A 12,993-nucleotide genomic window follows, 5' to 3' on the forward strand; every position below is an offset into this window, starting at 1 on the left:
GACTACAACTTGGCAATCGACACTTCGGTCGACTTGACCAGCGCCACCACTTCAGAGCCCACCTTCAGGTCCAGGTCTTTGACCGAGCGGCTGGTGATGACGGAGGTGACGATGCCCCAGGGGGTCTCGACATCGACCTCAGACACCACGTCGCCGTGGATGATTTCCTTGACCTTGCCGCGGAACTGGTTGCGTACGTTGATGGCTTGAATGGACATGGGTTCTCCTTGAAAAGTCCGTTAAAAAATAGAAGTGGTCAGACGGCCCAGCGCACACCATGCGCTGGCACGCCGGGCCAGCGGGGTTCGCCGTCATTGGGATGGGTGAAGGATTCACGCTCGGGTGCGGCGGGCTTTTGCAACACCCGATCCAGGATGCGTTTCTCCAGGGCCGCAAAAGCGGCATCACCTTGCGAGCGCGGCCGCGCCAGCGACACAGTCTCGTCCAGCGCAATGCGGCCATCCTCGATCAGGATCACGCGGTCGGCCAGCGCCACGGCTTCCTGCACGTCGTGCGTGACCAGCAGGGCGGTGAAGCCGCTGGCGCGCCACAGGTCTTCAATCAGGCGGTGCATCTCGATGCGCGTCAGGGCATCGAGTGCGCCCAGCGGTTCATCGAGCAACAGCAGGCGCGGCTTGTGCACCAGGGCGCGGGCCAGCGACACACGCTGGCGCTGGCCACCGGACAGGCGCGCCGGCCAGTCATTGGCGCGGTCTGCCAGGCCCACTTGATCGAGCACCTTGAGGGCTTCGGCGCGCCTGTCTTTGGGCAGCCCCAAGGCCACGTTGTCGATGATGCGCTTCCAGGGCAGCAGGCGTGCGTCCTGAAACATGATACGGGTGTCATCGGACAAGCCGGTGAGCAGCTTGTCGTTCACGGTGATGCTGCCTGCGCTGGCCGTTTCCAGCCCGGCCACCAGGCGCAACAGCGTGCTTTTGCCGCAACCGCTGCGCCCGACGATGGCGATGAACTGGCCCGGCTCCACGCGTAATTGTGTGTTGCGCAGCACCTCACGTGCGCCGAAACGCTTGCTCAAATCGCGCAACACCAGCGGTTCGCCGCGTCGCCCGGAAGTGACAGAATTAGTAGTCAAATTGGCCTCCAGCCCTCATGAAATATGGATAAACAGCTATTAAAGTTATAGTAAACAGATTCACGCCGCCTGATACCCCGGATGCCAGCGCAGCCAGTAGCGCTCCAGCCCCTTGGCAAACACGTCGGCCAGCTTGCCCAACAGGGCGTAGAGCAGGATGCCCACCAGCACGATGTCGGTCTGCAAAAACTCGCGTGCATTCATGGTCAGGTAGCCAATGCCAGCCTGCGCCGAGATGGTTTCGGCCACAATCAAAATCACCCACATCAGACCGAGCGAAAAGCGCAGCCCCACCAGAATGCTCGACAGCGCACCGGGCAAAATGATTTGCGTGTAGAGCTGCCAGCGGTTCAGGCCGTAGGTGCGGCCCATCTCGATCAGTCCCGGGTCGACACCGCGAATGCCGTGAAAGGTGTTGAGGTAGATTGGGAAGAACACCGACACCGCGATCAGGAACAGCTTGGCGGTTTCGTCAATGCCAAACCACAAGATCACCAGCGGAATCAGCGCCAGCGCCGGGATGTTGCGCACCATCTGGATGGTCGAGTCGAGCAGCGTCTCGGCCAGCCGCGAGGAGCCGGTCAGCAGCCCCAGCACCAGGCCCAGCCCGCCGCCCACCGCCAGTCCCGACAAGGCGCGCGCGGCACTCACCTGCACATGCGTCCACAGTTCACCCGAGGCGGTGAGCGTCCAGAATGCCGTGATCACCTCCAGCGGCGCGGGCAGCACCCGAGTCGACAGCCAGCCCAGGCTGGAGGCGATTTGCCACAGGGCGATCAACCCCACCGGCACCAGCCAGGGCAGCAGGCGCTGCCACACGGCCCGCAGGGTGGTTGCCACTTTGTGCCAGGGGAAAGGATTGCCGGCCAGGGTCGGGCCGGCCCAGGGCTGGTCGGGGTGCACACTGGCTGCGCTCAATGAGATTTCGGTTTGCGGGATGGTCATGGGGTCTCCGTTCAAATACCAGGGTTCAGTGCTACGCCGCGCGCAAGGTGCTGGGCACAATGCCGTTACCCAGCACCTCACCCGCCGGGCGAACCAGGTTCTGGCCTGGGGCGGCACCCGGTGCCTGGATGCTGATGTGCGGGAACACCAGCTCGGCAAAGCGGTAGGCTTCTTCCAGGTGCGGGTAGCCCGAGAGCACAAAGGTCTCGGCCCCCAGCGCTTCGTATTCCTTCAAGCGGCGGGCGATGGTTTCGCCGTCGCCCACCAGGGCGGTACCGGCACCGCTGCGCGCCAGACCCACACCGGCCCACAGGTTGGGGCTGATTTCCAGCTTGGCGCGACTGCCACCATGCAGGGCACGCATGCGCCGCTGGCCCTCGGAGTCCATGCCGGACAAATTGTTTTGCGCCTTGGCAATCGTCTCCTCATCCAGGTACTTGATCAGGTCGTCTGCGGCGGCCCAGGCCTGATCGTTGGTGTCGCGCGGGATCACGTGCAGGCGCACACCAAATTTCACTTTGCGGCCCAGCTTGGCGGCGCGTTTGCGCACGTCGTCAAACTTCTTCTCGACCTCGGCCGGGGGCTCGCCCCAGGTCAGGTACAGCTCGACTTCTTCGGCGGCCAGGTCGTGCGCCGCGTCTGACGAGCCGCCGAAATACAGCGGCGGGTACGGCTGCTGCACCGGCGGGAACAGTTGCTTGGCCTTTTTCACCTTGATGTGTTTGCCCTCGTAGGTGACTTCTTCGCCAGCGAGCAGACGCTTCCAGACATGGATGAATTCCCTGGCGTGTTCATAGCGCTCGTCGTGGCTCAGGAAGGTGCCGTCGGCCTCCAGGTCACCGGTGTCGCCCCCGGCCACGATGTTGACCAGCAGACGGCCTTCACTCAGGCGGTCAAAGGTGGCGGCCTGGCGCGCTTGCACCGTTGGGGAGATGGTGCTGGGGCGCAGCGCCACCAGGAACTTCAGGCGGCGTGTCACCGGGATCAGGCTGGAGGCGACGATCCACGAGTCTTCGCACGAGCGCCCGGTGGGGATCAGCACCCCGCCGTAACCCAGCTCGTCAGCGGCCTGGGCGATTTGTTTCAGGTAGTGGTGGTCCACCGCGCGTGCGCCGTGTTGCGTGCCGAGGTAACGGCCATCGCCGTGAATGGGGAGAAACCAGAAGATGTTCATGAGGGTTGTCCGTCAGATGTAGGGTTGGTTTATTGGGTGGCGGCTTTTGCCAGGTGCGCCGTCTTCGGACTCCAGACGATCTCGGCCACGGCAATCGGCTTGGGGATCAGGCCCAGCTTCTGGAAGCTGTCAGCCACCCGCTGCTGCGCCCGCACCGTACCGGGCGTGATCGGTCCCACCGGGGAGGGCGGGCGGCGCTGCAAAAAAAGACTCACTACACCCGCATCCAAACCGCTGAATCCCGCGATCAGCTTGATGGCCTCGCTGCGGTGTTGCTGCACAAATTGGTCCGCGCGGCTGAGTTCTTCAAACAACACCGCCAGCGCCTCGGGGTGGTCGGTGGCAAAGCCGCGGGAGGCGAGGTAAAAGGAGTTGTTGCTTGACAGGCCTATGCCGGTGGTCAGCACACGCGGTGACAGGGCGAGCTCGGTGGATGCATAAAACGGGTCCCAGATCGCCCAGGCATCGACACTTTTGCGCTCGAAGGCGGCGCGGGCATCGGCCGGGGTCAGGTAGATGGGTTGAATGTCCGTCCACTGCAAACCGGCTTTTTCCACCGCGCTGACCAGCAGGTAATGGGCGCTGGAGCCTTTTTGCAGGGCAATCTTCTTGCCCTTGAGGTCGGCCAGGGTCTTGATCGCCGAGTCTTTGGCCACCAGAATGGCCGAGCTCTCGGGTTTGGCAGGCTCCGCCCCCACATAGACCAGGTCTTTGCCCGCAGCCTGGGCAAACACCGGTGGCGAGTCGCCAGTCAGGCCAAATTCCAAGCTGCCTACCGCCAGCGCTTCCAGCAACTGCGGCCCGGCGGGGAAATCGATCCACTTGATCTGGGTGTTGGGAAAGCGTTTCTCCAGCACGGTTTGCTGCTTGACGATGACCAGGTTCACCGCCGATTTTTGGTAGCCAATGCGCAGTTGGGAAAGCGTGGGACCCGCGCCCTTGCCTTGCGCCAGGGCCGTGGATGCAATCGGGCCGGACAGGCCCCAGATGCCAGCGCTTACCGCCAGCAGGCGCAGCAGGCCACGGCGCGAGCCGGCCCCTGCAAAGAGTTGTTGTGTCATGTGTGTTCTCCCCGGATCGTTCAACCCAGATCAACCGGTGCGGCGTGCAGCAGGTTGAGTTTTTTCGGGATGAGTTTGAGGTCGAAAAAGGTGTCGGCAATCACTTGCTGCTCACCCAGAATGTCGCGTGTGACGGGCGCGGTGCCGTAGGCGGCGCGGCTCAGGTAGAGCTCGGTGACGCTCTTGTCCAGACCCAGCACGCCCGCCAGTTCTGTGGCGGCAGCGGGTTTGTTGTTGGCAATCCAGCTGTCAATGGCGTTGATTTCTTCAATCGCAATCTTCAGCACGTCGGTGTTTTTGGTGGCGAAGTCGCGCGAGGTGAAGTAGTAGCCGCGGTTGTTCACAATGCCCTTGGCATCGGCCAGGATCTGCGCATCCAGCGTTTTTTGTGCCGAGGCCAGGAACGGATCCCAGATGATCCAGGCATCGACGGCCCCTTTTTGAAAGGCGGCGCGGGCATCGGGTGGGGGCAGGAAGATGGACTGCACGTCGCCGTATTTCAGGCCATGTTTCTCCAGCAACTTGACCAGAAAGTACTGCACATTGGAGCCTTTGTTGAAGGCGATCTTCTTGCCCTTGAGGTCGGCCACGGTTTTGATGCTTGAGCCCTTGGGCACGATGATGGCTTCCAGCTGAGGACGCGGCACGGTGGCACCGGCATACACCAGCGGCGCACCGGCAGCCTGGGCAAAGATGGGAGGCGCTTCGCCCACGTCACCAAAGTCAATGGCGCCGACGTTGAGTGCTTCGAGTTGCACCGGGCCGGCGTTGAATTCGGTCCAGCTGATGCCCACACCCAACGGCGCCAGGCGCTTTTCCAGCGTGCCCCGGGCTTTGAGGATGGACAACCAGCCTTTTTGATGGCCGATGCGCAGCGTGCGCGCGGCCTTTTGTGCCAGCGCCAGTGAACTGCCGCTGAGGGCGGCCGTGGCCAGACCAGCCGCCAGAACCTGACGACGCGAAATAGGGAGAGCGTTGGGCATGGTGAATTCCTTGAAAAATGGGCAACAGTTGTCCCCGGCCGCATGCAAACGACCTGAAACAAAAAGGGGGGGGAAGGAGGTCGTCAGCCTCTTGGGGGCCGACGACCGGGGCGCTTACACGCTACATCGCACCTGCGAAAAATGCACCGGGGCAAAGCGCCGGGTATGCACTTCGGTGGCGGGCAGCACCTCGCGAACCAGGGTGTTGACTGCGTCGTCCAGCCGTTGACCAATGTCGGCGTTGACTTCGTAAGCACCCGACTCGCTCACGGCCACCTGCGCATCGGTGGCATAAATGCCCGGCAGGATCTGTTTGGCAGCCAGCGACTGCAAGACCGGGCGCAGCGCATAGTCCAGCGCCAGCATGTGATTGGGGCTGCCGCCCGTGGCCAGGGGCAACACGGTTTTGCCTGCCAGCGCGTTTTGCGGCAGCAGGTCCAGAAACACCTTGAGCACCCCGCTGTAGGCCGCCTTGTAAACCGGGGTGGCCACCACCACCACGTCAGCCTTGGCGACCCGGCCAAGGGCGTGGCTGATGCTGGGGTTGCCAAAGTCGGCCAGGATCAGCGCCTGCGGTGACAGGTCGCGAATCTGAAGACGTTCGGTCCGGACGCCGCGAAACTGCAGGCGTTGGGCCACGGCATCGAGCAATGCCGCAGAGCGGGAGCGCTCTGACGGACTGCCTGCGATCAATAAAACACTCATTTTTTACTCCCCAAGGCTTTGATGTGTGACAGCGGACAGGCAACGTTTACTTATTTTTTGGTGTAGATCTGGTCGAAGGTCGCGCCGTCGGCAAAGTGATCTTTGGCTGCCTTGGTCCAGCCGCCAAAGGCTTCGTCGATGGTGAACAGCTTGATCTTGGGCAGTTGTTTGACGTACTTGGCCTGGAACTTCTCGGAGATGGGGCGGTAGAAGTTCTTGCCGGCAATGTCCTGGCCTTCATCGGTGTACAGGTATTCCAGGTAGGCGGTGGCCACGGTGCGGGTGCCCTTCTTGTCCACGTTTTTGTCCACCACGGTGACCGGTGGCTCGGCCAGAATGCTCCAGGATGGGTAAATGATGTCCACCTTGCCGCCAAATTCTTTTTCCAGCAGGTGGGCCTCGTTTTCCCAACTGATGAACACGTCGCCCTGGCCACGCTGGGCAAAGGTGATGGACGAGCCGCGTGCGCCGGAGTCCAGTACCGGGACGTTCGCGTACAGCTTGGCAATGAAGTCCTTGGCCTGGGCATCACCACCGTACTTGCGTTTGGCAAATTCCCAAGCGGCCAGGTAATTCCAGCGCGCACCGCCGGAGGTTTTGGGGTTGGGGGTGATCACGCTCACGCCCGGTTTGATCAGATCATCCCAGTCCTTGATGCCTTTGGGATTGCCCTGGCGCGTCACCAGCACGATGGTGGAGGTGTAGGGAGACGAGTTGTGCGGCAGACGCTTTTGCCAGTCGGCCGGAATCCAGCCGCCGTTTTTGTGAACAGCGTCAATGTCGCCGGCCAGGGCCAGAGTGACCACGTCGGCCTCCAGGCCGTCGATCACCGCACGCGCCTGCTTGCCCGAGCCGCCGTGGGACTGCTTGATGGTCACGTCCTGACCGGTCCTGGCCTTCCAGTGTTTGGCAAAGGCAGCGTTGAACTCCACATAGAGCTCACGGGTGGGGTCGTAAGACACGTTGAGCAGTGTGACCGGGGCGGGCTGGGCGCTGGCAGCAAAAGCAGCACCGGCCAGCACAGCGGCTGCAGCGACTGCAGCGGCGTTGAAAATGCGGCGGGAAATGGATGACGTCTGTGTCATGGTTGAGTCCTCAAGATTCATTGCCAAAGTGCAATGGAGTGAATTCTGGGGGTCAACCGTTGAAACTGGAACTACTGATTTCTCAGTTTCTAATTACCAAATCATCTTTAAAGGGCGTCAAGCACCAGGGCAGGGCGTACCCGGATGTTCAATTTCCAGAGCCTCGTCCGGCCCGAGTGGCTCCAGGGTGCGCATCTGCTGCGCCAGCACGTCCAGTGTCGCCTCGGACGCATCCTGTCCCAGGGCCGTGCGCGCCAGGATGCGTTCGCGCAGCTGCTCGGGCGCGGCCTGCGGCGCCAGAATGCTGAACGCCACGCCGCAGTCGCGCGCCAGCGCCCGAAAGGAGTCGCGGTCGGCCCGTCGCAGGAAGGTTGCATCCACAATCACCGACCAGCCCGCGCGCAGCAAGCGGCTGGCCTGCTCACGCAGGTGGCCGTAGGTGCGGCCGTGGGCATCGGCGGCGTAAATGCCGGCGTTCAGCGGCGCGCCGCTGCGCTCAGTGCCGGCCAGTCCGAACAGGCGCTTGCGCTCCACATCCGAGCGCAGGCGCAGGGTGCTGGCATGGGGGTCGTGCTGCAGCAATTTGTCTGATGCCACGGTTTTGCCGCAACCTGAGAGTCCGTGCGTGATTACCAGGCGGGCCACGGGTGGTGCCGTCAGGCGCTCGGCCAGCGCGATATAGGCCAGCGCTGCGCTGCCGTCGTCCCGGGTCTGGCGCGTGCGAATGGCCGCTACCTTGGCCCGCACCAGCGCCCGGTACACGGCATAAAAGCGCAGCAGCAAAGCGGCTTCGTAGTCGCCACTGCGGCTCAAAACTTCGTCGATCCACCAGTCGGCCAACCCGGGCTGTTCGTGCGCGAGCAGGTCAACATAGGTGAAAGCGATTTCACTGGCCACGTCAATCCAGCGCAGACTGTCGCTGAACTCAATGCCGTCAAACATCCGTACCCGCTGCTTGATCAGGACCAAGTTGGCCAGATGCAGATCGCCGTGGCATTCACGCACCCAGCCGGCTTGCTTGCGCGCTTGCATCAGGGGGGTGAGTTGCGCAAATTGCGCTTCGGTCCAGGCCCGCAAGGCCGTAATCCGGCTTGGCAGGCCCGTCTGGGGCAAGCCGTCCGTCAGAGCGTCGAAGTTGTCGCGCATCGGCGCGATGATTTGTGCCGGTGAGCCAAAGCTTGACTCGACCGGTGCGACCTTTGCTGCCTGGTGAAAAAGGCTCAGGGTGTCGGCCAGATCGGACAAATGCGAGGCTTGCAGTTCACCGCGGGCACAGACCCGGTCGAGCCGCCCGGCTTCATCGAAGCGGCGCATCTTGACGGCGTATTCGATCGGTGTGCCCGCGCCTCCCCACTGCGGGTCCTGGGGCGTGTTGCCAATAGCCAGCACTTCCAGGTAAAGGTCCGGCGCATAGCGGCGGTTCAGGCGCAACTCGTTCTGACAGTAGCGCTCGCGTTGCGCCAGCGAGCTGAAGTCCAGAAAAGACAGCTTGACCGGCTTTTTGATCTTGTAGGCAAAGTCCCCTGCCAGCAGCACCCAGGAGATATGGGTCTGGACCAGGTCAACCCGTTGCACCGCACCTGGATAGCGCTGGGGCTCCAGCAGGGCCGCAACGAGGGGGGGTAAGTTGTCGTCCATCAGCGCGATGATGCCAGAGGCCGAGGATCAGGCCGGTGACGCGGGGCAGGGCTGAGCTTGCAGCCCCCACAAACGCGGCCCTGAAGCATCGAGATGGGTCAGATAGACCCGCAACTCAAACTCCAGCTGGTGGTAGCGCGGCTCCATGTGGCAGCACAGCTGGTAAAAGGCCTTGTCATGCGCGCGCTCCTTGAGGTGCGCCAGCTCATGCACGCTGATCATGCTCAGGAACTCGGGCGGAGCGTCCTTGAACAGGGCGGCGATGCGGATTTCGCGTTTGGCTTTGAGTTTATTGCCCTGCACGCGCGATACCGTGGTGTGGGTGCCCAGCGCGTGCTGCACGATCTGCAATTTGCTGTCAAACGCGACCTTGGCCAAAGGTTCGGCACCACGCAGGTAGCTTGCCTTGAGCGCCTGCACGTACTCAAACAGCGCCTTGTCGGTGCGCACGCCGTGGGCATCGGGGTACTTGTTCTGCAGCCACTGGCCCAGCCGCTGGTCAGCGATGAGCTGGGCCACCTGCGCCAGCGTGTCAGCCGGGTAGCCCTGCAGAAACTTCAGGCGCTGGGCGGGTGCACTGGTTGCTACTGAAGTCATAGCATGTTACGCAGTATTTGCGGGGGCTAGAGGCCTATTTTTCTTAAACTTCGTGCCGCAGTGCCGGGAACAGGATCACGTCGCGGATGCTGCTGCTGTCGGTCAGCAGCATCATCAGCCGGTCCAGGCCCACGCCGCAGCCGCCGGTGGGCGGCATGCCGTATTCCAGCGCGCGAATGAAGTCGTGGTCGTAGTACATGGCCTCGTCGTCGCCGTCGTCCTTGGCCGCCACCTGGGCGTGAAAGCGGGAGGCTTGCTCTTCGGCGTCGTTGAGCTCGCTGAATCCGTTGCCGAATTCGCGGCCGGTGATGTAGAGCTCAAAACGCTCGGTCACGCCGGGTTTGTGGTCGCTGGCGCGGGCCAGCGGCGAGATTTCGACCGGGTGCTCGCAGATGAAGGTCGGCTGCCACAGTTTTTCTTCCACGGTTTCTTCAAAGTACAGCACCTGCAGGCTGGCCAGCGAGCGGGTGGAGAGCTTGTGCTTGCCCTCGGTCAGGCCCAATTTGCGCAGGGCGCTGATGAGCCAGGCGGCGTTGTCCACCTTCAGGCAGCCGTCGAGGTTCGCGCCTTCGAGCTCTTGACCGGCTTCGGTGAACTTGCAGATGGCCTCATGAATCGTCAGGCGTTCAAACGGCTGGGTCAAATCGACCGCTCGGCCGCCATAGCTCAGCTCCAGGGTGCCGACGGCCTTTTGCGCCGCGTCGCGAATCAGCTTTTCGGTGAAAGTCATCAGGTCCTGGTAGTCCCAGTAGGCGGCGTAGAACTCCATCATGGTGAACTCGGGGTTGTGGCGCACCGAGATGCCTTCATTGCGAAAACTGCGGTTGATCTCGAACACGCGCTCGAAACCGCCCACGATCAGGCGCTTGAGGTAGAGCTCGGGTGCAATACGCAGGAACATTTGCTGGTCCAGCGCATTGTGGTGCGTGGTGAAAGGCTTGGCGTTGGCGCCCCCGGGGATGGGGTGCAGCATCGGCGTCTCCACTTCCAGGAAATCGTGCGCCACCATGAACTCGCGGATGCCGCTGACCGCTTTGCTGCGGGCCGTGAAGCGCGCGCGCGCGGTCTCATCCATCATCAAATCGACATAGCGCTGGCGGTACTTCGTTTCCTGGTCATTCATGCCGTGAAACTTGTCGGGCATCGGACGCAGGCTCTTGGTCAGCAGTCGCAAGCTGGTGGCGTGAATCGAGAGCTCACCGGTTTTTGTCTTGAAAATCTTGCCCTCTGCGGCCACGATGTCGCCCAAATCCCAGTGCTTGAAGCTGGCGTACACCTCGGCGCCGACATCTTCCCCCTTGATATAGAGCTGGATGCGCCCCGTGCTGTCTTGCAGGGTGGCAAAACTGGCCTTGCCCATGACGCGCTTGAGCATCATGCGCCCGGCGACTTTGGCCGTTGCGCCTTGCTCGATCAGGCCTTCCGGTGTCTGGCCGACGTGGGCGGCAAACAGATCAGCGGCGTGGTCGCTTGGCTTGAAATCGTTGGGGAAGGCGACGCCCTTGCCCTCGGCCTGCAGCTGGCGCAAGGCTTTGAGCTTGTCACGTCGCTCCAGGATCAGTTGGTTTTCGTCGACGGGGGCTGGGATGCTTGGGTGGTCTGACATGAGGGCGCAGTAGAAATAGTGAGGGCGACAAGGCAAGAACCGCAACGGGTGTTCTTGCCGAAACAGAGGATTTTAAGTTGCTCCGCCCGCTCGCTATGATTCGGGCAGTCTATAAACTCAGTTGTTATGTTGTACCAAATTTTTTCCCTGTTGCTTGAAGTGGCCACCGGTGTGCTGGCCGGGGCCTGTTTGCTGCGGCTTTACATGCAGTACCAGCGCATTCCCATGTCAAGCCGCTCGGGCAATCCGCTGGGGCGTTTTGTCTTTGCCTTGACCGACTGGCTGGTGCTGCCGTTGCGGCGTGTGGTGCCGGCAGCGGGGCGCTGGGACCTGGCCAGCCTGGTGGCGGCCTATGGGCTGGAGCTGGTGCAATTCTTGTTGTTGTGGCTGCTCGCGGGGGCCAGCGGCGGCTTGTTTGCGGTGCCGATTCTGGCCGCGTTTGGCCTGGTGCGGCTGGCGATCTCGGGCCTGACCGGCCTGGTCATTGTGTATGCCGTCTTGTCCTGGGTGCCCACCCAGTCGGTGATATCGGATGTGATTGGGCGGCTGTGCGCCCCCCCGTTGATGCCGATCCGCCGTGTGCTGCCCCTGGTCGGCGGCATCGACTTGTCGCCACTGGTGCTGTTGTTGTTGCTGCAAATCGCCTCGATTGTGCTGGGGCATTTGCAGGGGCTGGCACTGCTGGCTGTTTGATGTAGGCCTTTTTCGACCGAAGCCCTTGTTGCATAAGCGTAGTGCGCTCTGTTTTTTGTAGTATTCTTTGAATTTTGCCAGCAATAACGCTTGGTTCAATAAACCGGATTTCGGTTGCGCTTTTTGTTTTTTAAGTGTTGTATTCCCCCCCTCACCCCCAACCCCTCTCCACCCCCGCCGGGGCGGAAAGGGGAGCCAACAGCCACATTTGGCCAACGCTTTTAAGGCAGGACGTACACGGGCCGATTGGCGTTGAGACAGCAATTTGCTTTGAGCGCCTCGTTGCCATGTTGCCGCCATTTTGAGGCCAGCGCGCCGTCGAGCGTTTGTTTCCCACCTTCAAAGAGTTGGCCAAATGTGGCTGTTGGCTCCTCTTTCCCGCCCGGCGGGGCGGGAGAGAGGCGGGGGTGAGAGAGTGGGGGCAACAACGTTAAAACTCCCAACCCAGTCAAAAGAACACTATCCACCCGGAAATCTTGCTACTGCTTAGCTTTTTGACCTTAGCTCACTGCATCTGCGGATTGGCGCGTCAACATGGCCAGGGTATTGGCGATGGTCTTACGCAGTTCGCGGCGATCACAGATAAGGTCGATCGCCCCCTTGGTTTGCAGAAATTCGGCGCGCTGAAAGCCTTCGGGCAGCGTCACACGCATGGTGGATTCAATCACCCGTGGGCCGGCAAACCCGATGAGCGCCTTCGGCTCGGCAATCACCACGTCGCCCAGAAAGGCAAAGCCGGCGCTGACACCGCCCATGGTCGGGTCGGTCAGCACGCTGATGAAGGGCAGGCCTTTTTTGGCCAGTCGCGTCAGTGAGGCATTGGTTTTGGCCATTTGCATCAGGCTCAGCAGCCCTTCCTGCATGCGCGCGCCGCCGGTCGACGAAAAACAGATGAACGGCACTTTTTGCTCAATCGCGGTATGCACGCCGCGCACAAAACGCTCGCCCACCACGGAGCCCATGCTGCCGCCCATGAATTCAAATTCAAAGCAGGCCGCCACCACGCCGATGCCCAGCACGGCGCCGCCGATCACCACCAGCGCATCGGTCTCGCCGGTGTTTTCCAGCGCTTCTTTCAGTCGCTCCGGGTACTTGCGGCTGTCCTTGAACTTGAGGGCATCGACCGGCAGCACCTCTTGCCCAATTTCATAGCGACCCTCATTGTCCAGAAAGACATTGAGCCGGGTGCGCGCGCCAATCCGGTGGTGGTGGCTGCAGCTGGGGCAGACGTTCTGGTTTTGCTCCAGGTCGGTTTTGTACAGCACGCTGTCGCAACTCGGGCACTTGATCCACAGGCCCGAGGGCACGCTGCGCCGGTCGGCCGGGTTGGTTTGCTGAATTTTTGGGGGAAGTAGTTTTTCGAGCCAGCTCATACGTATTCCTAATCAGTTGGGGACAGAGCTTGTTCACTTC

At 61.9% G+C, this 12,993-nt stretch carries 13 protein-coding genes; 1 reads left to right on the forward strand and 12 read right to left on the reverse strand.

Features of this window, described 5'->3' with window-relative positions:
* Positions 1 to 2: 2 nt before the first annotated feature.
* From RFER_RS08985 to lysS, 11 genes are all read right to left on the reverse strand, one after another.
* Complete coding sequence (locus RFER_RS08985) at positions 3 to 218, reverse strand: TOBE domain-containing protein (RefSeq protein WP_011464071.1); 216 nt, start codon at positions 216 to 218, stop codon at positions 3 to 5.
* A gap of 38 nt (positions 219 to 256) precedes the next feature.
* Positions 257 to 1,093: an ATP-binding cassette domain-containing protein gene (locus tag RFER_RS08990; protein WP_011464072.1), complete on the reverse strand. Its 837-nt coding sequence runs from the start codon at positions 1,091 to 1,093 to the stop codon at positions 257 to 259.
* Between the two features lie 60 nt (positions 1,094 to 1,153).
* Positions 1,154 to 2,038: an aliphatic sulfonate ABC transporter permease SsuC gene (ssuC, locus tag RFER_RS08995; RefSeq protein ID WP_011464073.1), complete on the reverse strand. Its 885-nt coding sequence runs from the start codon at positions 2,036 to 2,038 to the stop codon at positions 1,154 to 1,156.
* Positions 2,039 to 2,069: 31 nt separating this feature from the next.
* A complete protein-coding gene (gene ssuD / locus RFER_RS09000; RefSeq protein ID WP_011464074.1) occupies positions 2,070 to 3,212 on the reverse strand; it encodes an FMNH2-dependent alkanesulfonate monooxygenase in 1,143 nt (380 codons plus the stop codon).
* A 29-nt stretch (positions 3,213 to 3,241) separates the two neighbouring features.
* The gene (locus tag RFER_RS09005) at positions 3,242 to 4,273 is read right to left on the reverse strand and encodes a sulfonate ABC transporter substrate-binding protein (protein ID WP_011464075.1); all 1,032 of its coding nucleotides are present in this window, start codon (positions 4,271 to 4,273) and stop codon (positions 3,242 to 3,244) included.
* Positions 4,274 to 4,293: 20 nt separating this feature from the next.
* Entirely contained in the window at positions 4,294 to 5,256 is a 963-nt protein-coding gene (locus tag RFER_RS09010; protein WP_011464076.1) for a sulfonate ABC transporter substrate-binding protein, read from the reverse strand.
* A gap of 114 nt (positions 5,257 to 5,370) precedes the next feature.
* Positions 5,371 to 5,961, reverse strand: coding sequence for an NADPH-dependent FMN reductase (gene ssuE, locus RFER_RS09015; protein ID WP_011464077.1), 591 nt, complete (start codon positions 5,959 to 5,961; stop codon positions 5,371 to 5,373).
* A 50-nt stretch (positions 5,962 to 6,011) separates the two neighbouring features.
* Positions 6,012 to 7,046 (reverse strand): sulfate ABC transporter substrate-binding protein, encoded by a 1,035-nt coding sequence (locus RFER_RS09020; RefSeq protein ID WP_011464078.1) that lies wholly within the window; start codon positions 7,044 to 7,046, stop codon positions 6,012 to 6,014.
* Positions 7,047 to 7,163: 117 nt separating this feature from the next.
* The gene (locus tag RFER_RS09025; RefSeq protein ID WP_011464079.1) at positions 7,164 to 8,684 is read right to left on the reverse strand and encodes an AAA family ATPase; all 1,521 of its coding nucleotides are present in this window, start codon (positions 8,682 to 8,684) and stop codon (positions 7,164 to 7,166) included.
* Between the two features lie 27 nt (positions 8,685 to 8,711).
* Positions 8,712 to 9,281, reverse strand: a complete 570-nt coding sequence (locus tag RFER_RS09030) for a YgjP-like metallopeptidase domain-containing protein (protein ID WP_011464080.1) — start codon at positions 9,279 to 9,281, stop codon at positions 8,712 to 8,714.
* 43 nt (positions 9,282 to 9,324) lie between these two features.
* The gene (gene lysS / locus RFER_RS09035; protein WP_011464081.1) at positions 9,325 to 10,887 is read right to left on the reverse strand and encodes a lysine--tRNA ligase; all 1,563 of its coding nucleotides are present in this window, start codon (positions 10,885 to 10,887) and stop codon (positions 9,325 to 9,327) included.
* 126 nt (positions 10,888 to 11,013) lie between these two features.
* On the opposite strand from lysS, the gene RFER_RS09040 reads away from it, so the two are divergent.
* Positions 11,014 to 11,580, forward strand: coding sequence for a YggT family protein (locus RFER_RS09040; RefSeq protein ID WP_011464082.1), 567 nt, complete (start codon positions 11,014 to 11,016; stop codon positions 11,578 to 11,580).
* Between the two features lie 500 nt (positions 11,581 to 12,080).
* Here RFER_RS09040 and accD read toward each other — a convergent pair whose 3' ends face one another.
* On the reverse strand, positions 12,081 to 12,953 hold the full coding sequence (gene accD / locus RFER_RS09045; protein WP_011464083.1) for an acetyl-CoA carboxylase, carboxyltransferase subunit beta: 873 nt from the start codon (positions 12,951 to 12,953) through the stop codon (positions 12,081 to 12,083).
* Positions 12,954 to 12,993: the final 40 nt, after the last annotated feature.

This window comes from Rhodoferax ferrireducens T118 (genome assembly GCF_000013605.1).
In the GTDB taxonomy this organism is placed as follows: Bacteria; Pseudomonadota; Gammaproteobacteria; order Burkholderiales; family Burkholderiaceae_C; genus Rhodoferax; species Rhodoferax ferrireducens.

Excerpts from the sequence above, each read along its gene's own strand:
- RFER_RS09010 (WP_011464076.1), bottom strand. The coding sequence starts at position 5,256 with ATGCCCAACGCTCTCCCTATTTCGCGTCGTCAGGTTCTGGCGGCTGGT.
- RFER_RS09020 (WP_011464078.1), bottom strand. The coding sequence starts at position 7,046 with ATGACACAGACGTCATCCATTTCCCGCCGCATTTTCAACGCCGCTGCA.
- accD (WP_011464083.1), bottom strand. The coding sequence starts at position 12,953 with ATGAGCTGGCTCGAAAAACTACTTCCCCCAAAAATTCAGCAAACCAAC.
- RFER_RS09025 (WP_011464079.1), bottom strand. The coding sequence starts at position 8,684 with ATGGACGACAACTTACCCCCCCTCGTTGCGGCCCTGCTGGAGCCCCAG.
- ssuE (WP_011464077.1), bottom strand. The coding sequence starts at position 5,961 with ATGAGTGTTTTATTGATCGCAGGCAGTCCGTCAGAGCGCTCCCGCTCT.
- lysS (WP_011464081.1), bottom strand. The coding sequence starts at position 10,887 with ATGTCAGACCACCCAAGCATCCCAGCCCCCGTCGACGAAAACCAACTG.
- RFER_RS08985 (WP_011464071.1), bottom strand. The coding sequence starts at position 218 with ATGTCCATTCAAGCCATCAACGTACGCAACCAGTTCCGCGGCAAGGTC.
- ssuD (WP_011464074.1), bottom strand. The coding sequence starts at position 3,212 with ATGAACATCTTCTGGTTTCTCCCCATTCACGGCGATGGCCGTTACCTC.
- RFER_RS09040 (WP_011464082.1), top strand. The coding sequence starts at position 11,014 with ATGTTGTACCAAATTTTTTCCCTGTTGCTTGAAGTGGCCACCGGTGTG.
- ssuC (WP_011464073.1), bottom strand. The coding sequence starts at position 2,038 with ATGACCATCCCGCAAACCGAAATCTCATTGAGCGCAGCCAGTGTGCAC.
- RFER_RS09030 (WP_011464080.1), bottom strand. The coding sequence starts at position 9,281 with ATGACTTCAGTAGCAACCAGTGCACCCGCCCAGCGCCTGAAGTTTCTG.
- RFER_RS09005 (WP_011464075.1), bottom strand. The coding sequence starts at position 4,273 with ATGACACAACAACTCTTTGCAGGGGCCGGCTCGCGCCGTGGCCTGCTG.